This window comes from Novosphingobium sp. (assembly GCF_040079535.1).
Taxonomy (GTDB): Bacteria; Pseudomonadota; Alphaproteobacteria; order Sphingomonadales; family Sphingomonadaceae; genus Novosphingobium.
This window is the reverse complement of sequence record NZ_JBEBKB010000002.1, coordinates 76,012-97,603: the sequence shown is the minus strand read 5'-3', so window position 1 is coordinate 97,603 and position 21,592 is coordinate 76,012. Positions and strand designations below refer to the sequence as shown.

Here is a 21,592-nt window from a genome sequence, read left to right as displayed (position 1 = left end):
AGAGCGAATATCTGGCGCTGCTCCGCGCTGCTCAGATTTCGACGGAGGGGGCCACGGCAGCAGATGGTTTTGGTGCAGGTTTGGGCGCTGGTGCTGCGCCGGGACTGCCGGCCGGGTTTGCCGCGCTGCTGGCAGATGCGGCCGGTGCGGGTGCACTTTCCTCACCGGGAAACTTCATCGCGCAATCCTTCACCCAAACATCGTAGATCGGATGCTCAACAACATTGAGCGACGGTGAATTCTTGAACAGCCAACCTGAGAAAACCTTGCGCCAGGTCAGCGGCTGATCGGCGCGCTCGCGCTCTTCCACGAAAACCTGGATGAACGCCCCCACTTCAGGCGGACGCTCCCACGGCAACGATCGCTCGCAACTGGCCAGTTTGACCATGACATTACCGACCCGCTTGACCTCTCCGGTCCTGAGCACAAGATCCTGGCTGAGGTTGTTGCGCTTGTTAAGCAAGCCAATCGTGGCCACCCGGTCCTTGACCGGGGTGCCATATTCGCTTTCGACCACTGCCGCAGTGGCATTTCCGGTTACGCCCTTGGGCACTTCGGTTGCGTTTGCTTCGGCCGCATCATCCCCGCCCTTGCAAGCAGCCAGCGCAAGCAGCGCCATCGCCAGGGCAGTCCGCCGCATCGAATCAGCCCTCCAGCGAGCCTTGACGAATGTCGTCATCCGGCGACCATGCCTCATAACCTGCTGCCGGCGCCGCCTTGGCCCGGGCCGGGCGATAGGCCTGCGCCGTACCGGTTGCGTTGGGGCTGTAATCGGCTTCCCAAACCTTGGGCGCGGGAAGGTTCGATTCTGGGAGCGAATCAAACGATCCGTGCAACCAGCCGTGCCATTCTGCCGGAACCCGGCTGGCATCGTTGGCACCGTTATAGATCACCCAGCGGCGTTCCTGCCCGGCACGCGGGTGGCCTTTGGGATATGGTTTTTTGGCACGGAAATAGCGGTTGCCCAAGGCATCACTGCCCAGTTCATCGCCGGTCATCGCCGAATTGAACATGGTTGAGAAGGTCGCGCCGTCCCACCAGGTGAAGATCTTGCCGAAGAAACCCATCGCCAGCGCCTAGCGGAATTGGGTGGCAGGCGGCAAGAGGATTGCTAGGGATTGAATATGGAATTGACCCACCGCCTGGCAACTGAGGCCGATCTCGCTGTGCTTGACGCCTTGATGGCCCGCGCGATCGGCCAATTGCAGCACGGTCTGATCAGCCCGCAGCAGATCGCGGTCAGCCACAAGACCATGGGGCTAGACCGGCAATTGGTGGCCGATCGCACCTATTTCATCGCGCTGGCGGATGGGCAGATTGCCGGATGTGGCGGATGGTCGTGGCGGGGCACGCTGTTTGGCGGAGATGACAGCATCGTCCGGCGCGATCCGCGCCCGCTGGATCCGGCAACCGATGCCGCCAAAGTTCGCGCGATGTATACCGATCCCGCTTTTGCCCAGCGCGGGGTCGGAGCTTTTGTGCTGCGCCTGTGCGAAAATGCCGCGCGGGCCGCTGGATTCAAACGGGTAGAACTGATGGCCTCGCTTTCTGGTGCGCGGCTCTACCGCAAGGCCGGCTACATTGTGGCTGAAGAGACCGCCAGCCCGGCAGTAGATGGCATTACCGTGCCGTTGCTGCGGATGGAAAAGGCTTTATAGGGCCGCCAATGCACAGTTACCCCGCCCCCGCCCGCCTGCTGGTCGAAAACATGGCCGCTGCCGCCGCCCAGGATCCAGCGCGCGCAGTGGCGTTTCAGGGTGCACCCGGGTGCAACGGGCACAGGGCCGCGTTGGAGGCTGATCCCGCCTGCCTGCCGCTGCCCTGTTTCAGTTTTGAAGATGCGCTGGATGCGGTCAAGGAAGGCCAGGCCGCCCGCGCAATCATCCCGATCGAAAATTCGCAGCACGGGCGGGTTGCCGATATCCACTTTCTGCTGCCCGAAAGTGGACTGCACATAGTTGGCGAGCATTTCATGGCGATCCACCACGCGCTGATGGCGCTGGGCAATGGGCCGTTCACGGCCGCATATTCGCATCCGCAGGCGCTGGGCCAATCGCGGCGTTATCTGCGGGCCCGGGCGATTGTGCCGATGTCCTATGCCGATACCGCAGGCGCCGCCGCGCTGGTGGCCGAGATGCGCGACCCGCAGGCCTGCGCGGTGGCCCCAGCAATCGCGGCCGGGCTGTATGGCCTGAAGATCATTGATGAGCGCGTTGAAGACGCGGCTGATAATATGACCCGCTTTGTCATGTTGGCGCGCGAGCCGCTGGATCCTGCCAGCATCGGCGATGCCCCCGCGATGACCACATTTGTGTTCGAAGTGAAGAATATCCCCGCCGCGCTGTACAAGGCGATGGGCGGCTTTGCCACCAACGGCGTCAACATGACCAAGCTTGAAAGCTATCAACGCGGCGCCAGCTTTTCGGCAACCACGTTCTATGCCGATATCCTGGGCGCGCCGGGTGATCCAGCAGTGGACCGCGCCCTTGAAGAGCTGGCTTTCCACTGCAAGGAACTGCGCATTTTGGGTACATATCGCCAGGAACGTGTGCGCGGCTGATCTGTTTCTGGCAATTTTCTGCCGGAATTACTTACGCATACTTGCCCGGTGACTTGCGCCGTGCCACCACTGCCAGCGTGAGCGCGACAGAGCCAGCCATCAAGGGAGCACAAGCTGCAACGGATGCCGCACAGGCCTGGAAAGAGGTGCGCGGCGATCCGGGCATCCAGTTCGGTCCGCTGGATATCGATCTACCCCCGCCCAGCCCGATACCGGAGGTCAGCGGCAGCGGGCCCGGTGGGCCGGCTGCACCGCCCGAACCCAGCCAAGCCAACGAATGGCTGCGTTCTATTTTCGAACCAATCGGCAAAGCGCTGGGGATCGCCTGGCCGGTGATGCAATGGGTGCTGGTCGGCCTGGCGGTACTGATCATTCTTTACGGGGTCTGGCGCCTTATCCAGCCGTGGCTTCAGCAGCGCGAAACGGCCCGCGCCGAAGCCGAAGCCGAGGCGGCTGCCTGGGTGCCTGACCGGGAGCAGGCCGAGGCGCTGATGGATGAGGCCGATGCTTTGGCCGCCGCCGGAAAATTTGCCGAAGCCACCCATTTGCTGCTGATGCGCAGTGTCGATCACATCGCCGCAGCCCGCCCTGAATGGATCCATCCAGCCAGCACGACGCGCGAAATTTCGGCCATCGCGGGCCTGTCCGATCACGCCCGCGGCGCCTTTGCCGGTATTGCCCAACGGGTTGAACGCAGCCTGTTCGCCTTGCGTATCCTGGATCAAACCGATTGGCTGGCCGCGCGCGCCGCCTATTCCGATTTTGCGCTGGCTCCGTTGGCTGGGGAGGCGAGCGGGTGAGCAGCCGCAGCGCCAGTCCGTTCAGCCGCGGCGCCGGGGCATTGTTGGCCTTGGCCGGGATCATCGGCTTTGTGCTGGTGCTGTGGGCCATGGGCCATGCGATGGACCAGCCGCCCACCACCACCCAGGAAGCAACATCGCGGGGCCGCGGGTTCGATGGCTATGCCGCGATGGCCCAGTATCTGGAAAAACGCGGCTTCAAAGTGGATCCGCTGCAAGACGATGCAATGGTCGGCGAAAGCGGCCTGCTGGTGCTGACCCCGCCGCATCAGGCCGATCTCAAGCTGTTGGAACGGATGGTATCGCGCCACCGCTCGGTTGGACCAACCCTGGTGATCACGCCAAAATGGAAACTGATGGGCACACCGCAAGTGGTGCCCAAGGGCAAGTACAAGGGGCAGCTGGTCGAAACGCTTGATGCCAAGGTCCCGCAATGGCCCGGCTGGTATGATGAGCTGACACTTGATCTTTATCCGCTCAGCGAAGGGCCCAAACCGGGCGGCTGGCAAGGGTTTGGTGTTTCGGGCAGTGTTCCGGTGACAGAGTGGGTGATTTCGGCCGAAGGTGATGGGCTGATCCCGCTGGTGCGCGATCCCTATACCGACCGTGTCCTGGCCGGGTACATCGCCGATGGCGGTGATTATCCGGCGCTGCACGAGGCGGCGGGTGACTTTGGCTATGATGCGGATACGGACAAGGGCGTAGAGCTATACCCGCTGGTGATCGTGTTTGAACCAGACCTGCTCAACAATTACGGCTTTGCCAAGCGTGACAGTGCGGTGCTGACCGAACGGCTGGTGCGCGCGATGCTGGGGCCCAATAACAAGCGGATCATGTTTGATCTTATGCTCAACGGTTATGGCGCCCCGCCCAAGGGGCCCAGCCTGATCAAGCAGGCCTTCAAGCCGCCATTCCTGGCCGCCACGATCTGTTTGATCCTGGCAGTGATGGTGGCGTTCTGGCGGGCCTTGCACCGCTTTGGCCCAGCACTGCTGGCCTCACGTTCGATTGCGTTCGGCAAGCGCGCGCTGGTTGCCAATGCAGCCGGGCTGATCCAGCGGGCGCGGCGGCTCCACTTGCTGGGCCCGCCCTATGCCGATGCCGCGCGTGAACGGCTGATCCGGGCGCTGGCATTGCCGGCGCGGCTTGATCCGCACGAAGCGGAACTGGCGATTGACCGGGCGCTGGCAGTGCGTGCACCCGCGCTTGAGCCTTTTTCCAACGTGGCCGCACGCTTGCGCGGCGCCCGCCGTCCGGCCGATCTGATCGCTGCCGCGCGGCAACTTCATTCGCTTGAAAGGACCCTGATGCGATGACTGCGAAACCCATGACACTGGCCGAAGTCAATCATCTGGCCGCGCAGATCAGAGGCCAGGTTGCCAAGGCTGTGATCGGTCAGACTGCGACGGTCGACGCGCTGCTGATTGCCTTGCTGGCACAAGGGCACATCCTGCTGGAAGGTCCGCCGGGCACCGCCAAGACATTTCTGGCGCAGACTTTTGCGGCCACGCTGGGCCTCGATTTCGGGCGGATCCAGTTTACCCCAGATCTGATGCCGGGTGATATTCTGGGTTCTAACCTGTTCAATTTTCAGACCAGCAAATTCACCCTGACCCAGGGTCCGATTTTCTGCGAATTGTTGCTGGCGGATGAAATCAATCGCACCCCGCCCAAGACCCAGGCCGCGCTGCTTGAAGCGATGCAGGAACGCCGGGTTACGCTGGATGGAACGGCGCACCCCTTGCCGGCCAACTTCATGGTGGTGGCAACCCAGAATCCGATTGAGAACCAGGGGGTATATCCGCTGCCCGAGGCTCAGCTGGACCGGTTTTTGTTCAAGCTGTTGGTGCCCTATCCCGATCCCGCCGAAGAGGCCCGGATCATCACCACTTTCGGCCAACGTTCGGGCCCGCAAACCCCGGCCAGCCTGGGGGTCGAACAAGTGACTGATGCCGCCGGGATCACTGCCGCAGCGGCAGCTGTGAAGACCATTACGCTGGCCGAAAGTGTGGTCGATTACATCGTTCGGCTGATCCGGGCGACCCGCGAAAGCGCCGATCTGGCATCGGGTGCCAGCCCGCGCGCCGGGGTTCTGCTGGCCAATGCGGCGCGCGCACGCGCCGCATTGGAAGCGCGCGATTATGTGTTGCCAGATGATGTCAAGGCGCTGGCCACCCCGGTGCTGCGCCACCGCCTGCTGCTGTCGCCTGCTGCCGAGATTGAGGGCAAGCAGGTTGAAGCGCTGGTCGGTGAACTGGTTGAGGCGACCGAGGCACCCCGGTAACCTTGATGAGCACCCGTTCCGCCTTGGTCCCAACCGGACGCGCCGCCCTGCTGGTCGCGGCGGCAGCTCCGGTCGCCTTGCTGGTGGCAGTCATGGTCCCGGCGCTGTGGGCCATGGCGCCGCTGATCGGCACCTTGGTGATCGCGATGGTAGTGATTGATGCACTGGCCGCCGGTTCGCTGAGATCGGTCAGGGTCAGCATGGCCGATGATTTCGAAGTTGGCGCAGCCGGCCCGATTGATCTGACGGCAGAATTTTCTAGCGGACTGCGCGGCCATGTTGAAGCCGCTTTGGCCAGCGATGCCCGGCTGTTTCCGGCCGGCCGGGCGCTGGCCGATCTGGCAAAGCAAAGCGCCCGCAGTTGGACGGGCCGCATTACCCTTACCCCGCAGCGCCGCGGCACTGGCGAGATTGAGCAGGTCTGGCTGCGCTGGACCGGACCGCTGGGGCTGGGCGCGCGTCAGGCGCAGCAGCCGGTTGCCCGCGCAGTGCGGGTCTGGCCCAATCTTTCGCCGGTTCGTTCGCCCGCGATGCAGGCCTTTTTGCGCAACTTCGAAGTGGGCCTGATCGCGCGGCGGATCCGCGGCGAGGGCACCATGTTTGAAGCCCTGGCCGAATACCAGCCTGGTATGGACAAACGCCGGATCGACTGGAAATCGAGCGCGCGCCATGCCCATCTATATGCCAAGGAGTTTGAGGCTGAGCGCAACAACCAGATCGTTTTCGCGTTTGATTGCGGGCAGGCGATGTGCGAGCCGGTTGGCGGTCAGAACGATGCCATGCCGCGGATTGATCGCGCCGTCACCGCGGCGCTGACCACCGCCTATGCCGCGCTGAAAAGCGGCGACAAGGTGGCGCTCTTTGGCTTTGCCGCGCGGCCGCAGCTGTTCACTCCGTTCGCATCGGATGCGCGCGAATTTTACCGCCTCCAGGTGGCTGCTGCCGGGCTGGACTATATGCCGCAAGAGCCAAATTTCACGCTGGCCTTGGCCACCCTGGCCGGGCAGCTAAAGCGGCGCAGCATGATCGTGGTCTTTTCCGATTTCACGGATCCAACCAGCGCAGAGCTGATGATCGAGAGCATCAGCCGGCTGACAGCGCGGCATCTGGTCCTGTTCGTGACGATGCACGACGAGGAACTGGCCGAGATCGCCAGTGCTGCGCCAAATGAAGTAGGCACGCTGGCGATGGCGGTCAGCGCCGATGGCCTGCTGCGCCAGCGCGCGCTGGTGCTGGGCAAGCTGCGCGCGATCGGAGTGCAGGTGGTTGAGGCGCCCTATGCCCAGATCGGCACCCGCCTGCTCGATCGCTACCTTTCAATCAAGCGGCGCGGAGCGATCGGGTGAAGGGGAACAGACCATGAGCGTGGTTGCTGGCCGAAACGATGCCGCGATTGCCGCTGCTGCCTTGCGCTCAGATCGGTTTCGGATCGAGCGAGAGGCCGATTGGAAGCGGCTGGAAGATATCCTTGACCGGATGGAGCGCGGACGCATTTCGCGGTTGGCCGATGAAGATCTACTGGAACTTCCCGTGTTGTACCGCACGGTTGCATCCAGCCTGTCGGTCGCGCGGGAGACTTCGCTGGATGCAGCAACGCTGGCCTATCTTGAAACACTGGTCCAGCGCGCCTGGTTTCTGGTCTATGGCCCGCGCACCAGCCTGCTGGGTTGGCTCCGGCGCTTTTTTGGCGGCGAATGGAGCCGCAGTGTCCGGGCGATCTGGCCAGAAATACTGGTGGCGCTGATCTTGATGGTGGCGGGCACGGCAGTTGGCTGGCTGCTTTGCGCCGCAGACCCGCAATGGTACTATTCGCTGGTTCCCGGCCAATTTCTGGACGTTCGCCAGCCCGGCGCAAGCCGTGAGGTTTTGCTGGGCACACTGTTTGGCAATCAGGACCAACCGCAATTGTCGGTGATGGCGGCCTATTTGTTCAACAACAATGCCGGGGTTGCGATCACCTGCTTCGCGCTGGGCTTTGCCTTTGGCGTGCCGCCAATACTGCTGCTGATCCAGAACACCACCCCGCTGGGGGCGATGCTATGGCTTTACAACGGTCAGGGTCTGACGCTTGATCTGATCGGCTGGATTTCAATCCATGGCACCACCGAGCTGTTCGCAATTCTGCTGGCGGGCGCTTCCGGGCTGCACATCGGCCGTTCGATGGCCTTTCCCGGCGATCTTTCGGTGCTGGATGCCGCGGCCAAGGCCGGTCAGCGCGCCTCGGTGGTGATGGCCGGTGTGCTGATCATGATGGCGATTGCCGGCTTGCTTGAAGGCTTTGCTCGGCAGCTGATTGATAACACCCCGGCCCGGCTAGCGGTAGGATATGGGATTCTGGCTTTCTGGGTGGTCTATTTCTTCCTGTTCCGCCGCGTGCCGCCGGCCAGCGAGGCAATATGAGCCAGCCCCGCCCCGATCGGCGCGATCGGCGCCGCACCATGATCACCCCCGAAGGCATTGCGCTCCCGATCACGCTCGCCAGTCGCGGATCGCGGTTTGGCGCGCTGATGATCGATCTGATAGTGATGACACTGGGTTTCACCGCATTCAACCTGCTACTGGGTTTGATTGCAGCTCTGCTGGATCTGGCTGACGGCAAGGGCCCGTCCAAATCGCCCAAGAGCGATCCGTTGTTCGATTTCCTGAATGTCGCGGCTTTCATGCTGCTGTTCCTGTTTCGCCATGGCTATTTCCTGATTTTCGAGCTGGGCCCGCGCGGATCGACGCCGGGCAAGCGTATGCTGGGGATCCGCGTGGCCGCGCGCGACGGCGGGCGGCTTACCACGGAGATGGTGCTGGCCCGCAATCTGCTGCGCGATATTGAACTGTTCCTGCCAATCGGCGCGCTGGCCAGTCTGGCAGGCGGGGGGACCGGCAATGCAGTTATTCTGCTGTGGCTGTTGCTGTTCGCACTGCTGCCATTCATCAACCGCGACCGGCTGCGAGCGGGCGATCTGGTCGCGGGCAGCTGGGTGGTTGAGCGGCCCAGGCAAAAGCTGGAAGCCGTGATGAGCTCTGGCCAGACCGCAGCCACCGGCACCAGCCAGACGACCGGGGCCAGCTATCGCTTTTCCGATGCGGAACTGGCGATTTACGGCGAGCTTGAATTGCAGACGCTCGAACGCGTGCTGCGCGAAAATCGGCACGAAGCAATGATCGCGGTGCACGAGGCGATCTGCCGCAAGATCGGCTGGAACCCGGGCGCCGGCGATGAACGTGCCTTCCTTGAAGTCTACTACACCCAGCTTCGGAACCGGCTGGAATCCGGCATGCGGATGGGCAAACGCAAGGCCAGCAAGCATGAATGATGCGCCGCCATACAAGATCAGGGAGGACGATCTGACCGAGCCTGAAATTGCCGCGCTGTTGCGGCTGCATCTGGCTGAAATGCAATCGTGGTCTCCGCCCGAAAGCGTCCATGCCATGCCGATTGACCGACTTCGGCAAAGCGACGTCACCTTCTTTTCGGCATGGGATGGCGCAAAACTGGCCGCTTGCGGCGCAATCAAACAGCTGGATGCGGGCCATGGCGAGCTCAAATCGATGCGCGCCGATCCGGCCTGGCGCGGGCGCGGTGCGGGCAAGGCGGTGCTGCACCATTTGCTGCAGGTGGCGCGCGATCGAGGCTATGACCGCGTCAGCCTTGAAACTGGTAAGCCAGACATGTTCCTGCCCGCACGCCAGCTATACGAAAGCCACGGCTTTGCTAAATGCCTTCCGTTCGGCAAATACGTCGAAGATGATTTCAGCCTCTGCATGACATTGGAACTATGACCCAGATCACCCTGCGCCCCGCCGTTCCTGCCGATGTTCCAGCGCTATCAGCACTGGCCATCGCTGCGTTCAAGGCCAAGTTCGCGCAGCTTTACAGCGCGCGGGATTTGGCCGCCTTTCTTGACGAGAACCTTGCCGAAGGCCCGATTGCAAAGGGCCTGGCCGATCCCGCCAGCCTCTATCGCCTGGCCGAAGCGGACGGGCGGCTGATCGGCTTTGCCAAGGTTGGCCTGACCTGCGGTTTTCCCGGCCACGCCCGCGGACAAACCGTGATGGAACTGAAACAGCTTTACACCGCCGCCGACGCCACTGGAATGGGCATCGGGCGCCAGTTGATGGACTGGGCCATGGACCAGTTCGCACAGCGCGGCGCAGATGAAGTGCAGCTTTCGGTCTACAGCGAAAACCACGGCGCGCACCGCTTTTACGAACGCTATGGCTTTGCCAAAGTGGCCGACATCACTTTCAAGGTTGGCGAGCAGTACGATCCCGAATTTTTGATGGCGAAAATGCTCTGAAACAATTGCATTTACCCAATTTTAGCGTGCTGCTGGCAATTTGCGCAGAATGGATAACACTTCGCCCACCCCGCTGCAGGTTGTCCTGCAGCCCCCATCCGGTTGGGCCGGAGACGATGGGCTAACCCCGATCGACCGCATTCTTGATGCGGTTCGCAGCCATCTTGGGATGGAAATTGCCTTTGCCTCGCGGATTCACGATGGCCTTCGCGAATTTACCCACATAAGGGCCGATTGCCCGGTTCCGGTTGCACCCGGTGTAGCCGAGCCGCTGGAACAAACACTGTGCCAGGCGGTGCTGGATGGGCGTTTGCCAGCCTTGATCCACGATGCCAGCCAGCACGAAGCCGCATTGCCCTTGCCGATCACCAAAGCGTTGCCTGTCGGCTCGCACCTCAATGTCCCGATAACCCTCAGCGACGGTCAGATATACGGCACCTTTTGCTGTGTCAGCCGGATCCCCGATCTTAGCCTGACCGAGCGTGATATGGCCACATTGCGGGCCTTTGCGCAGCTGGCCTCGCAGCAGATCGAAGGCGATCTGCACCAACAGCGCAGCCGATCCAGCACAACCGCGCGGATTGCAGCGGTTATCGCGACCGATACGCTGACCATCCTGCATCAGCCGATCCATGAGCTGCGCAGTGGCCGGCCCGTTGGCGTAGAATGCCTTGCCCGTTTTGCCGATGCAGCAGAGCGCGGCCCGGACCGCTGGTTTGCGGAAGCCGCGCAAGTTGGCCTTGGGCAAGAGCTTGAATTGCTGGCAGTGCGAGCCGCGCTTAAAACCCTGCCGCATGTGCCATCAGATTGCTATGTTGCGGTCAACGTTTCGCCTGAAACCGTGATCGGCGGGGCGCTGCGCGAACTGGTCAGCTGCGCCAGCCGCGACCGGTTGGTGATCGAAGTTACCGAACATGACGCCGTTGGTGATTATTCCGCGCTTGGCGCCGAGCTGGACTGGCTGCGCGGCTATGCCCGGATCGCGGTCGACGATGTTGGATCGGGCTACGCGGGGCTTCGCCATATTGTTGAACTGAAGCCCGATATCCTCAAACTGGACATGAGCCTGACCCGCCAGATCGATACCGATCCGGCCCGGCGCGCCTTGGCCCATGCCCTGGTTTGTTTTGCCCGTGAAATCGGCTGCAAACTGGTTGCCGAAGGCATTGAAACCGAAGCCGAGCGCGCGGCGCTGGCCCGGCTCGAAGTGCCGCTGGCGCAAGGTTATCTGTTCAGCCGTCCGATGCCCGTAGTCGCCGCGCAGCAATTGCTGCTGGGCGAACGCGAACCTGCGCCGCTGGCCCGGTTGACCGATCCGCAAACTGGCCAAAGGCATCAACGGCGCGCCTGAACCGGCGTTTGCGCTGCCCAAGCCCTGCCCCTATACAGGCACCATGTCATCGATCAGACCCTGGCGCGATATCGCGCGGCGCACGTCCCGGCAGATCATGGTTGGCCGCGTGCCGGTGGGCGGCGATGCACCGATCACGGTGCAGACCATGACCAACACGCTGACCAGCGATGCCGCAGCAACCATCGCCCAGATCAAGCGCTGCGAAGATGCCGGGGCCGATCTGATCCGGGTTTCCTGCCCGGATGAAGCCAGCACCGCAGCGCTGCGGCAGATTGTTCGCGCTGCTGAAGTGCCGATCGTCGCCGATATCCATTTTCACTACAAACGCGCCCTGGAAGCAGCCGATGCCGGCGCGGCCTGCTTGCGGATCAATCCCGGCAATATCGGATCTTCCCAGCGCGTCGCCGAAGTGGTCCGTGCCGCCCGCGCCAATGGCTGTGCAATCCGGATCGGGGTCAATGCCGGCAGTCTTGAAAAGGACCTGCTTGAAAAATACGGTGAGCCCTGCCCCGAAGCCCTGGTTGAAAGCGCGCTTGATCATATCAAGCTGCTGCAAGATCACGATTTTCATGAATTCAAGGTCGCGGTAAAGGCCAGCGACGTGTTTCTGGCTGTAGCCGCCTATATGCAATTGGCCGATGCCGTTGATTGCCCGCTCCACCTGGGGATTACCGAGGCCGGCGGGCTGATTGGCGGAACGGTGAAATCGAGCATCGGGATCGGCAACATGTTGTGGGCCGGGATCGGCGATACGATCCGGGTTTCACTATCGGCAGAGCCCGAAGAGGAAGTGCGGGTTGGCTATGAAATACTCAAAAGCCTGGGCCTGCGCACCCGCGGGGTAAGGGTGGTTTCATGCCCCAGTTGCGCACGCCAGGGTTTTGATGTGATCCGCACGGTTGAAAAGCTTGAAGACGCCTTGCAACACATCAAGACCCCGATGAGCCTTTCGGTGCTGGGCTGCGTGGTCAACGGTCCGGGCGAAGCGCGCGAAACCGATATTGGCATCACTGGCGGCGGCAACGGCAAACATATGGTCTATCTTTCAGGCGTGACCGACCATCATGTTCAGGACGCCGATATGATCGCGCATATTGTGGGGTTGGTTGAAGCCAAAGCGGCCGAGATCGAGGCCGGAAAATCGGTGAGCATGGACGTGACCCACGGCAAGGCGGCTTAATGGTGGCAGTAGTCCAATGGCTGAAGGATCTGTGGCAGGCCCTTCTCCAAACCGCGATCGACTGCAGGCGGATCTGGCGGATGGCACCTTGGATTCCGCTGTTGGTGGTGGTCCCGGAATTCATCCAGCACTGTGTTGAAATCAACATCGGAATGTTTGCCAGCAGGGATGCGGCGCGCGCGCTGGGCGCTGATCCGCAGCGCTTGCTGTTCGGATATGTCAAAGTGGCAGGACTGGTGGCGGCGACATTGGCTGCGGCAGGATTTTGGGCCAGACACCAGGGCGGCAAGGTCCTCTGGCGCGCTGCGGCAATTGCCGTGGCCTTGAATGTTGCTGCTACTGGGGTGATGGCCGGATTGGAATTTGCCGTGCCGGATTGGACCAGCCTGGACATTGCGCTGTCGATTGCCACTTTGCCGTTGCTGGTCCTGCTGGTCGGCGCACTGTTTGGAGACCGCGCGATGACCTTGCCCCAGGCCTATCGCAGCGGCTGGCTGATCGCGGTGCGGTTGCTTGTTCTGGTAGCGGCTGGCTGGATACCGCTTTCGCAATTGCACCGGTTCAACCACCTGTGGGCAATGGGGCAAGCGCAGCCATTGGTCTGGGGATTGATGGTGTTTGATGCGCTGGTTGTGGGCCTGATGGCCTGCTGGGTCGGCACCGCCGTTTACCGCGGCTATGGGCCGACCAGGGCTGAATAATCTTTCAGTAACCCTCGCCCATTACCATTTGGGCCATGTTGAATCGGCTTCATGTCATTTCGCTGGGCGCGGTTGGCTCGATGAGCCTGGCTGCGGCAATGCTCACGCCTTATGCGCAAAAGGCCCCGGCCAAAGCTGTGGCGGTGCCCACTGAAAAAGCCCAAATGGCGGTCGGTGATGGCCGCGAAGTGGTGCTCAAAGCCGATGCCGCCGGGCAGTTCCAGATCGAATCACTGATCAATGGCGCGCCGGTCGGCTTTCTAATCGATACCGGCGCCAACATGGTTGCCCTGACCGAAGCGCAGGCTGCCGATCTAGGCCTGATGGTGATGCCAGACGATTTCCAGCCCAACATGCAAACCGCATCGGGAACCGGCTACAGCGCGTCAGTCCATCTCGACCGGCTTGAAATTGCCGGGATCGAATTGCACGATGTGGAGGCCGTGGTGGTGCGCGATCTGCCGATCAACCTGATGGGCCAATCGGTGCTCAAACAGCTTGGCTCGGTCGAGATGAAGGGCGATACGATGGTGCTGCGCCCCAAAACCTAAAGTTTCGGCAGCGTAACCCCGCGTTGCCCCATGTATTTGCCCGCGCGGTCACCATAGGAAACCTCGCACGGTTCATTCCCTTTCAGAAACAGGAACTGGCAAGCGCCCTCGTTGGCATAGATCTTGGCGGGCAAGGGCGTGGTGTTGGAAAATTCCAGCGTCACGTGGCCTTCCCACTCAGGCTCCAGCGGCGTGACGTTGACGATGATTCCGCACCGGGCATAGGTGCTCTTGCCCAGGCAAATCACCAGCACATCGCGCGGGATCCGGAAATATTCGATCGTGCGGGCCAAGGCAAAGCTGTTGGGCGGAATGATGCAGCAGTCGGTCTTCATATCGACAAAGCTGTTTTCAGAGAAGTTCTTCGGATCGACCACTGCCGAATGGACATTGGTGAACACCTTGAACTCATCCGCCACCCGCGCATCATAGCCATAGCTGGACAGGCCATAGGAGATGCACCCATCGCGCTGCTGCCGCTCCACGAAGGGTTCGATCATACCTGCGCGGCGGGCTTCACCGCGGATCCATTTATCTGAGAGAATCGCCATGCCACGGTGATCGCTCATGGCGCGATCAGCATCAAGGGCTAGACCCCGTGGTATCCCCGGTACCACGCAACAAAGCCCGGGACACCCACCTCGATGCTCGTCGTCGGGGCATAGCCCAGGTCGGATTGAATCGCGCTGATATCGGCATAGGTCGCGGCGACATCGCCGGGCTGCATTGGTTGGAAGTCGATCTCAGCCTTCTTGCCGCAGCATTCCTCGATCAGGCCGACCACTTTCATCAGTTGTTCGCACTTGTTGTTGCCGATGTTGTAGAGCCGGTGCGGCTTGATCGATCCGCCGGCCTTTTCCAGCCCGTCGTCGGGCGTGGGATTGTCGAGGCAGGCGATCACCCCGGCGATGATATCGTCGATATAGGTGAAATCGCGGCTCATCTCGCCATTGTTGAACACCGGGATCGGCTGGCCCGCCAGAATCGCCTTGGTGAAGATCCACATCATCATGTCGGGGCGGCCCCACGGGCCATAGACGGTGAAGAACCGCAGGCCCGTAAGCGGCAGGCGGAACAGGTGGGCATAGGTTTCACTCATCAGTTCATCCGCGCGCTTGGTAGCGGCATAGAGCGATACCGGATGATCGGTGCGATCCTCCACCGCGAACGGCAACTTGGTGTTCCCGCCATAAACCGAGCTTGAGCTGGCATAGACCATGTGCTGCACTTGCCGGTGGCGGGCAAGCTCCAGCAGGTTGACGTGGCCTGCCAGGTTCGATTGGACATAGGCCTGCGGGTTTTCAAGGCTGTAACGAACCCCGGCCTGCGCGCCCAGATGCGCGATCCGGTCAATCTCTTGCCCCTCAAGCGCCGCGTTCAGCGCGGCCATGTCTGAAAAGTCGATCTCGTGGAACGTAAACCGGTTGCCGCCAGCCTTGGCCAGCGCCGCCAACCGATCTCGCTTAAGCGAGACCTGATAGTAATCATTGACGCAATCGATCCCGATCACAACGTCGCCACGCGCCAGCAACGCTCGCGTAAGGGCATATCCGATGAACCCGGCCGCGCCGGTAACTAGCACTCGCATGGATCACTCCTAGCCTGCGGCTCTTATTTCATGGTTAACACGTCGGTGTTAGGGGAAATCGTATGAATGATCCTGCCAAAATCCTGATAGTGTTCGGCACCCGGCCCGAAGCGATCAAACTGTTCCCCGTGGTCGCCGCGCTGCAGGCCGATCCGCGCTTTGCCCCGGTGGTCTGCGTTTCGGCCCAGCATCGCCAGATGCTGGACCAGGTGCTGGAGATTGCAGGAATCGTGCCGGACCATGATCTTGATCTGATGAAGCCAGACCAGACGCTTGATGGCCTGACCGCAGCGCTGCTGACCGGGCTGGGCAAGGTCATGGATCAGGTTCAGCCGGCCCGCGTGATCGTGCAAGGCGATACCGCCACCGCAATGGCGGGAGCACTCGCCGCCTATTACCGCAAGGTTCCGGTCGATCATGTTGAAGCGGGCCTGCGCAGCTACAACATCTATCACCCCTGGCCTGAAGAGGTGAACCGCAAGATCATCGGCACCATCGCGAGCCTGCATTTCGCGCCGACCGATGTTTCAGCCAAGGCCCTGACCGACGAACAGATCGATCCGGCGCGGGTCCATGTCACCGGCAATACCGTGATCGATGCGCTGCACTGGGTTTCTGCCAGGATCGCCGCCGATCCCGCACTGGCCGCGGGCCTTGCCGAACTGGAAGCGCGCTTCGCCGGAAAACGGATCATCGGCGTGACCAGCCATCGCCGCGAGAATTTTGGCGGGGGCATGGAAAGCATCGCCGAGGCGGTCCGCCAGATCGCGGCCCGGCCCGATGTTGCGGTGATCTTTCCAGTCCACCTTAACCCCAATGTCCGTGCGGTGATGAACGGCGCGCTGGCGGGGCTGGATAACGTCGCGCTGATCGAACCACTGGATTACCCGCACTTTGCCAGGCTGCTTTCGATTGCTGAGGTGATGCTGACCGATAGCGGCGGGGTGCAGGAAGAAGCCCCTGCGCTGGGCAAGCCAGTATTGGTGATGCGCGAAACCACCGAGCGGCCCGAAGGCGTAACCGCTGGAACCGCCAGGCTGGTTGGTACCGAAACATCGGTTATCGTTACCGAATTGTTCAATCTTCTCGACGATAAGGCTGCCTACGAACAGATGGCGCGGGCGCACAATCCCTTTGGGGATGGGCAGACCGCGCGCCGAATCGTGGAGCTTATCGGGAATGAAATCGGACACTAAACCAGACGTTTGTGTTGTAGGTTTGGGCTATATCGGGCTGCCGACTGCGGCGATTGTCGCGCGTTCGGGCTGCCTGGTTCGCGGCATCGATGTGACGCAAAGCGTGGTCGATACAATCAACCGCGGTGAAATTCATATCGAGGAAGTCGATCTTGACGGTTTGGTGCAGGGCGTTGTGGCCCGCGGGCTGCTGAAAGCATCAACCGAAATGGCCCCGGCCGACGTTTTTGTGATCGCCGTGCCAACCCCGTTCGATGCCAACCACGCACCCGATATTTCCTATGTCCTCGCCGCAGGCGAAGCCGTCGCCAAGGTGTTGAAGATCGGCGATACGGTGATCCTCGAATCGACATCGCCAGTCGGCACCACAGAGGCTCTGCGCGATCTGATCGCAGCGCGCCGGCCAGACCTTAAGTGTCCGGGGCTGACGAGTGAAACGCCCGACCTATCGATCGCCTATTGTCCTGAGCGCGTACTGCCGGGCAAGATTCTGGAAGAGCTGACCAACAACGATCGTTCGATCGGCGGGATCACTCCGCGCTGCGCCCGCAAGGCGCTGACTTTCTATAAGCTGTTCGTGCGCGGAGAATGCATTGTCACCGATGCCCGCAGCGCCGAGATGACCAAGCTGGTCGAAAACGCCTACCGCGACGTCAACATCGCATTTGCCAACGAGCTTTCAATCGTGGCCGATACGATGGGGCTCGATGTGTGGGAAGTGATCCGCCTCGCCAATCGCCATCCGCGCGTCAACATCCTCACCCCCGGTCCCGGCGTGGGCGGGCATTGTATCGCGGTCGATCCGTGGTTCATCGTTCACGGCGCTCCCGAACAAACCCCGCTAATCCGCACGGCGCGCGGCGTCAATGACGGCAAGATCCATCATGTGATTGCCCGCGCTGAAGAATTGATCGCAGCAAACCCGCAGGCCAAAATCGCCTGCTTGGGACTAGCGTTCAAGGCCAATATCGACGATTTCCGCGAAAGCCCGGCGCGTTTGGTGGCCGTTACCCTGGCCCGCAAATTTGGTGACCGGGTCAAAGTGGTTGAGCCCTATGCCAGCGAGCTGCCCAAAGAGTTTGCCGGAACATCGGCTGAATTGATCGACATTGATACGGCGCTTGAACAAGCACAGATCCTGATCGTGCTGGTCGATCATGATCAGTTCAAGGCGGTCCCCGTGGCCGAACGCGCCCGCCATCTGGTCTATGATACCCGCGGGATCTGGCTGGATCAGCCAAAACCCGCTGGCGTCCCGGCCGAAGGATTGCGGCTGGCCAGTTAGGAGAGCCGCGATGGAAGCCGCCATCGTCTATCTGTGTATCGCCTTCATAATCACGACTTTGGCGCTGGTGCTGCGCAGCGATCTGCCACGCTGGCGCGGATTGAACCGGGAGACGCTGGCCGAAGTGATCGGTCATCGCAGCTCATTTCACAACAACGCCAAGTCGTTTGCCGCAATCTATCGTTTTACCGCCGAGGGCGGGATCCACGAAGTAATCGACCAGGTCTATTCGGGCACGCCGCACCCGCCGCTGGGTACAATTGTGCCGCTGGGCTACCCGTTCGGCCGCCCCGATCTGGCGCGCCCACCGCGGCCACTGTTGTGGCTGTTCATCTATGCCGTACTGGTGTTTCTGCTGGCCATGCTGGTGGCCAAGGCGATCGGTTGGCTGGACTAGGGTCAGGACCGGGAGAGCATTGCAGCTGCCGCGCAAGCATGGCACGATGCGGGCGGTCGCACGCTGCGGCCCTTAGGAGAGCCTACGATGAGCAATGAATTGCCGCCTGCCCAGCAGAGCGGGTTCGATCTGAACCACCCGACGATCATTTCACTGCTTTATCTCAGCTCGTTCCTGCTGGGAATCACAGCGATTATCGGGGTTGTGTTGGCCTTTGTCTGGCGCGGTGAGACGCATGAGGCATGGGAAGATTCGCATTATCAGTACCTGATAAACACCTTCTGGATCGGGCTGATCGGTTCGATCGTCGGCTTTATTCTGCTGTTCGTGCTGATCGGGGTGTTCGTTCTGCTGGGCGTAATGGCACTGATGATCGTGCGCTGCGTGCTTTCGCTAGTTCGCGCACAAAAGCGTGAGCCGATGCCCAATCCAGCCACCTGGCTGGCCTAGCCCGCCCTGGGTCCCCGCAGCAGGAATAGCAAAAACAGGGCGGTGAACAGACCGTCGCCGATCAGGATCCAGCCGGTGCCGGGCAGTGCCCGCCCGGCCTGGACCTCTGGCAGCATCAGCGCAACCACGCCCAGCTTGCCAAGCACCCCGGCCCACAGCACCTGCCCAAGCTTCGCCGGTGCGCGGGCGACCATCGCATAGACCAGCCCGAAACAGCCGACCAACAGCGCCACGATCCGATCGGTCACCCCGGCACCGGGCAGGAAGAACGATGGCACCGCAACCAGCAGGTTAAAACCGGCCGCAGCCCACAGCACACCTTTCCAGTATCGCACCACGATCAACCCGGATTGGTTTCAAAGGCGGGAACTGCGCCGGTATCGAACCATGGCTGTTTCGACTTGGTCCAGATATGCGCGGCCGGCGCAAACCAGCTGCTGTCATCCAGCGTGCCGGTCTTGACCCAGACCATCCCTGGCGAAACCTCGACCTTGCTGAACAGCGGCGATCCGCAAGTTTCACAAAACTGGCGTTCCACCGCTTTGCCGCTTTCCCCATGATCGACGTAGCTGCGAGGCGCCCCCTTGATGATGGCGACGGCACCATCTGGCACCCCGATGATCGTCGAAAACGCGCTGCCGGCCTGCTTTTGGCAATGGCTGCAATGGCACACCAGCTGCATCGCAGGATCGCCGGCAATCTCGTATCGCACCGCCCCGCACAGACAGCCGCCTGTCATGGTCATAGTGAAGCTCCCTTTTCGGTCATATTTGGCTATGTTCTGGCCGGATCGAAGAATGGCCGATCACCCTTGATCGTCACCCGCTCCATAGAACGCCGCGCCGGGAAATAATCCGAAGCGGCATAATGCTGGCTCGCGCGGTTGTCCCAAAAGGCAATGCTTCCTGGCTCCCAACGGAACCGGCACTGATATTCAGGCATCCTTGCCTGAGCATAGAGATGTTCAAGCAGCCATCTGCTTTCCTTGCCTGATAGCCCGACGATATGGCTGGTGAAGCCTGTGTTGACATAGATCCCGCGCCGTCCGGTCTCGGGATGGGTCCGCACCACTGGGTGTTCCTGCGGAGGATATTTCGCGTGAAGTTCCTCAGCTTCGCGGCCAAGTCGTTTAGCAAAGACGCGGGCAATGTCATGCACCGCAGTAAGCCCGCAAATCCATTCCTGCAGCGCCGGCGAGAGCCCGGCATAGGCTGCTTCCATATCGGCAAATAGCGTGTCCCCGCCCAGATCGGGCAGCTCGATCGCCCGCAGGATCGAACCCAAGCTCGGTTCGGTTCGCCAGGTTACATCGGAATGCCAATGGTTTTCCTGACCCCTGCGCTTGTCGTTGTAGGTGATGCGCAACACTTCGGGATCAGACTGATCAGCCGGCGTGGCGGGGTGGATTTCCAGCTCACCAAAGCGCCGGCCAAAGGCGATATGCTGTTCGCGGGTGATCTGCTGATCGCGAAAGAACACAACCTTGTGATCAAGCAACGCGCCGCGGATCGCCGCGATAACCTGATCCGGCTGGTCCTGGGCCAGATCGACCCCTTGGATTTCCGCGCCGATGCTGGGGGTTAGGCGGTGAATTTTCATAGCGCTGGCTGCTTTCCTGCGACTGCTCGATCCGGGATGGTGCGCCCGACCAGCCATAGGGTCAAGCACCCGCCGGCCGCGCCTTCAATCAAGCAAGGTCAGGCTTACCCGCGCTGTTCCGCTGCGGGTCAGGCCGATTGCCTTGGCTGCGGCATAAGACAGATCAATGATCCGCCCCTTTGTCCATGGGCCGCGATCGTTGATACGCACCACAACTTCGCGCCCGCTGGCCAAGTGGCGCACCCTGATCCGGCTGCCAAACGGCGCGCTGCGATGTGCAGCGGTCAGGGCGGCAGCGCGATAGCGTTCGCCGCTGGCGGTCCGCCGTCCGGCAAATTCCGAGCCGTAGTAGCTGGCAATCCCGCTTCCCAGCAGCTTGCCGCCTTTGCCCTCGCCGCCAGATACGGCCGAAAGCGGCAGGATCAGGCACGTTGCGGCAACCAGGGCCAGTCGCAGCTTCATCGCGGTTCTCCTTTGCTTCGGTGCGGCCTAAATAAGCTGCGCCAGTTCGCTTACCTCGATCGTCCCGTCGAGCTTGTGCCAGATTTTCATTATCCAGCGCGTCCCATCCCTTAGGCGCACCACCAGCCGGTAATTGGTCCCTGCCACGACCTGGCTTTCTGCTCGCTCAATCTTTGCCAGCCGCGGCTTTTTGCGCGAAATTTTGGGCAGTGCCCTGATCGCCAGTTTGCGCAGCGCCTGATCGGCATTGGGATTAGGAACCGGCTGCCAGCCGCCCACGCTGGGCGCTTCAACGATTGTCAGGATACTTTGCGTGGTCAGCGTGATCCCGGCAACCGTGTCGGTAGTCCGCACGATCACTTTGTAGGGGCCAAGCGGCTCTCCAGCTTCGACGCGGATGCCCAGCGATGCCCGTCCCATCCCGATGTTGCCAGGCGGAGGCGGCCGGCCATCGATCAAGGCGGCACCTTCCGTAACAGCATAGCTTTTGCCCGAAGGATCAAACACCTCAAACCGCGCAGCCAGGTGGCAGGCACCCTTGGCATCGACCTTGCAGCCGCGAAACGCGATGAATGTGAAAATCGGCTGATTGCGGGCGGTAGTGCGGTGGGTCTGGATCTCTACCCCGGCGGTAGCCTGCGCCCAGGCGTCCCACATGGCTTGCGGATCGGTGGTTGCGAACTGCATCACGCCGAATTCACCCTGGTTGGCGATAGAATCATCGTGCACCGCCGCCTTGCCGGCCGCGTCGGTGGCCTGCAATTGCGCGCCCAGCGGGGCGGCCAGCATGGCCAAGGCAAAGGCGCCGATCGTGACCAATCTCACCGCCACAGGTCCTAACTCCTTGCCCCAAAACCGAAGCCCCAGCCTAGGCGCGGCCCCTGCGCTGTCAA

The 21,592-nt window shown here is 61.6% G+C and carries 27 protein-coding genes; 18 read left to right on the top strand and 9 right to left on the bottom strand.

The annotated features are described in order from the left end of the window. Positions 1–31: 31 nt before the first annotated feature. Both ABL914_RS01485 and ABL914_RS01480 read right to left on the bottom strand, forming a co-directional pair. A complete protein-coding gene (locus ABL914_RS01485) occupies positions 32–640 on the bottom strand; it encodes a DUF2155 domain-containing protein (RefSeq protein WP_391561375.1) in 609 nt (202 codons plus the stop codon). A 4-nt stretch (positions 641–644) separates the two neighbouring features. Next, positions 645–1,067, bottom strand: a complete 423-nt coding sequence (locus ABL914_RS01480; RefSeq protein WP_391561374.1) for an NADH:ubiquinone oxidoreductase subunit NDUFA12 — start codon at positions 1,065–1,067, stop codon at positions 645–647. Positions 1,068–1,124: 57 nt separating this feature from the next. Between ABL914_RS01480 and ABL914_RS01475 the strand changes: the two genes are divergently transcribed. The 14 genes from ABL914_RS01475 to ABL914_RS01410 all read left to right on the top strand — a co-directional run bounded on the left by ABL914_RS01475 (position 1,125) and on the right by ABL914_RS01410 (position 13,722). Next, positions 1,125–1,658 carry a GNAT family N-acetyltransferase gene (locus ABL914_RS01475; protein ID WP_391561373.1) on the top strand — a complete coding sequence of 178 codons (534 nt, stop codon included), beginning with the start codon at positions 1,125–1,127 and terminating at the stop codon, positions 1,656–1,658. Between the two features lie 8 nt (positions 1,659–1,666). Next, positions 1,667–2,560, top strand: a complete 894-nt coding sequence (locus ABL914_RS01470) for a prephenate dehydratase (RefSeq protein WP_391561372.1) — start codon at positions 1,667–1,669, stop codon at positions 2,558–2,560. Between the two features lie 77 nt (positions 2,561–2,637). Beyond that, complete coding sequence (locus ABL914_RS01465) at positions 2,638–3,360, top strand: hypothetical protein (RefSeq protein ID WP_391561371.1); 723 nt, start codon at positions 2,638–2,640, stop codon at positions 3,358–3,360. Next, positions 3,357–4,676, top strand: coding sequence for a DUF4350 domain-containing protein (locus ABL914_RS01460; protein WP_391561370.1), 1,320 nt, complete (start codon positions 3,357–3,359; stop codon positions 4,674–4,676). The genes ABL914_RS01465 and ABL914_RS01460 overlap by 4 nt, the downstream gene beginning before the upstream one ends. Positions 4,677–4,687: 11 nt before the next feature. Then, on the top strand, positions 4,688–5,644 hold the full coding sequence (locus ABL914_RS01455; protein WP_391561409.1) for an AAA family ATPase: 957 nt from the start codon (positions 4,688–4,690) through the stop codon (positions 5,642–5,644). 5 nt (positions 5,645–5,649) lie between these two features. Next, the gene (locus ABL914_RS01450) at positions 5,650–6,990 is read left to right on the top strand and encodes a DUF58 domain-containing protein (RefSeq protein ID WP_391561369.1); all 1,341 of its coding nucleotides are present in this window, start codon (positions 5,650–5,652) and stop codon (positions 6,988–6,990) included. 13 nt (positions 6,991–7,003) lie between these two features. Next, positions 7,004–8,044 carry a stage II sporulation protein M gene (locus ABL914_RS01445; RefSeq protein ID WP_391561368.1) on the top strand — a complete coding sequence of 347 codons (1,041 nt, stop codon included), beginning with the start codon at positions 7,004–7,006 and terminating at the stop codon, positions 8,042–8,044. Then, a complete protein-coding gene (locus ABL914_RS01440) occupies positions 8,041–8,952 on the top strand; it encodes an RDD family protein (RefSeq protein ID WP_391561367.1) in 912 nt (303 codons plus the stop codon). The genes ABL914_RS01445 and ABL914_RS01440 overlap by 4 nt, the downstream gene beginning before the upstream one ends. Next, on the top strand, positions 8,945–9,418 hold the full coding sequence (locus tag ABL914_RS01435; RefSeq protein ID WP_391561366.1) for a GNAT family N-acetyltransferase: 474 nt from the start codon (positions 8,945–8,947) through the stop codon (positions 9,416–9,418). Before ABL914_RS01440 ends, ABL914_RS01435 begins: the two co-directional genes overlap by 8 nt. Continuing rightward, complete coding sequence (locus ABL914_RS01430; RefSeq protein WP_391561365.1) at positions 9,415–9,936, top strand: GNAT family N-acetyltransferase; 522 nt, start codon at positions 9,415–9,417, stop codon at positions 9,934–9,936. The genes ABL914_RS01435 and ABL914_RS01430 overlap by 4 nt, the downstream gene beginning before the upstream one ends. A 49-nt stretch (positions 9,937–9,985) precedes the next feature. After that, positions 9,986–11,287, top strand: coding sequence for an EAL domain-containing protein (locus ABL914_RS01425; RefSeq protein WP_391561364.1), 1,302 nt, complete (start codon positions 9,986–9,988; stop codon positions 11,285–11,287). A 43-nt stretch (positions 11,288–11,330) separates the two neighbouring features. After that, positions 11,331–12,470, top strand: a complete 1,140-nt coding sequence (gene ispG / locus ABL914_RS01420; RefSeq protein WP_391561363.1) for a flavodoxin-dependent (E)-4-hydroxy-3-methylbut-2-enyl-diphosphate synthase — start codon at positions 11,331–11,333, stop codon at positions 12,468–12,470. Between the two features lie 80 nt (positions 12,471–12,550). Beyond that, positions 12,551–13,171, top strand: a complete 621-nt coding sequence (locus tag ABL914_RS01415; RefSeq protein WP_391561362.1) for a hypothetical protein — start codon at positions 12,551–12,553, stop codon at positions 13,169–13,171. A 35-nt stretch (positions 13,172–13,206) separates the two neighbouring features. Then, entirely contained in the window at positions 13,207–13,722 is a 516-nt protein-coding gene (locus ABL914_RS01410; RefSeq protein WP_391561361.1) for a TIGR02281 family clan AA aspartic protease, read from the top strand. On the opposite strand, the gene dcd is transcribed toward ABL914_RS01410, so the two are convergent. Then, positions 13,719–14,273 carry a dCTP deaminase gene (gene dcd / locus ABL914_RS01405; RefSeq protein WP_391561360.1) on the bottom strand — a complete coding sequence of 185 codons (555 nt, stop codon included), beginning with the start codon at positions 14,271–14,273 and terminating at the stop codon, positions 13,719–13,721. The two genes, ABL914_RS01410 and dcd, sit on opposite strands and share 4 nt — an antisense overlap. Positions 14,274–14,311: 38 nt before the next feature. After that, positions 14,312–15,310, bottom strand: a complete 999-nt coding sequence (locus ABL914_RS01400) for a GDP-mannose 4,6-dehydratase (RefSeq protein WP_391561359.1) — start codon at positions 15,308–15,310, stop codon at positions 14,312–14,314. Positions 15,311–15,372: 62 nt separating this feature from the next. Between ABL914_RS01400 and wecB the strand changes: the two genes are divergently transcribed. From wecB to ABL914_RS01380, 4 genes are all read left to right on the top strand, one after another. Continuing rightward, positions 15,373–16,506 (top strand): non-hydrolyzing UDP-N-acetylglucosamine 2-epimerase, encoded by a 1,134-nt coding sequence (gene wecB, locus ABL914_RS01395; RefSeq protein ID WP_391561358.1) that lies wholly within the window; start codon positions 15,373–15,375, stop codon positions 16,504–16,506. Next, positions 16,490–17,791: a UDP-N-acetyl-D-mannosamine dehydrogenase gene (wecC, locus tag ABL914_RS01390; protein WP_391561357.1), complete on the top strand. Its 1,302-nt coding sequence runs from the start codon at positions 16,490–16,492 to the stop codon at positions 17,789–17,791. Before wecB ends, wecC begins: the two co-directional genes overlap by 17 nt. A gap of 10 nt (positions 17,792–17,801) precedes the next feature. After that, positions 17,802–18,188 carry a hypothetical protein gene (locus ABL914_RS01385; RefSeq protein WP_391561356.1) on the top strand — a complete coding sequence of 129 codons (387 nt, stop codon included), beginning with the start codon at positions 17,802–17,804 and terminating at the stop codon, positions 18,186–18,188. A gap of 87 nt (positions 18,189–18,275) precedes the next feature. Continuing rightward, positions 18,276–18,638 (top strand): DUF4870 family protein, encoded by a 363-nt coding sequence (locus ABL914_RS01380; RefSeq protein ID WP_391561355.1) that lies wholly within the window; start codon positions 18,276–18,278, stop codon positions 18,636–18,638. On the opposite strand, the gene ABL914_RS01375 is transcribed toward ABL914_RS01380, so the two are convergent. The 5 genes from ABL914_RS01375 to ABL914_RS01355 form a co-directional block, all read right to left on the bottom strand. Next, positions 18,635–18,973 carry a hypothetical protein gene (locus tag ABL914_RS01375; RefSeq protein WP_391561354.1) on the bottom strand — a complete coding sequence of 113 codons (339 nt, stop codon included), beginning with the start codon at positions 18,971–18,973 and terminating at the stop codon, positions 18,635–18,637. The genes ABL914_RS01380 and ABL914_RS01375 overlap by 4 nt on opposite strands. Positions 18,974–18,978: 5 nt before the next feature. Next, entirely contained in the window at positions 18,979–19,383 is a 405-nt protein-coding gene (locus ABL914_RS01370; protein ID WP_391561353.1) for a GFA family protein, read from the bottom strand. 29 nt (positions 19,384–19,412) lie between these two features. Then, complete coding sequence (locus ABL914_RS01365) at positions 19,413–20,237, bottom strand: TauD/TfdA dioxygenase family protein (RefSeq protein WP_391561352.1); 825 nt, start codon at positions 20,235–20,237, stop codon at positions 19,413–19,415. Positions 20,238–20,321: 84 nt separating this feature from the next. Further along, positions 20,322–20,699, bottom strand: a complete 378-nt coding sequence (locus ABL914_RS01360) for a septal ring lytic transglycosylase RlpA family protein (RefSeq protein ID WP_391561351.1) — start codon at positions 20,697–20,699, stop codon at positions 20,322–20,324. Between the two features lie 27 nt (positions 20,700–20,726). Continuing rightward, on the bottom strand, positions 20,727–21,530 hold the full coding sequence (locus ABL914_RS01355) for a cystatin domain-containing protein (RefSeq protein WP_391561350.1): 804 nt from the start codon (positions 21,528–21,530) through the stop codon (positions 20,727–20,729). Positions 21,531–21,592: the final 62 nt, after the last annotated feature.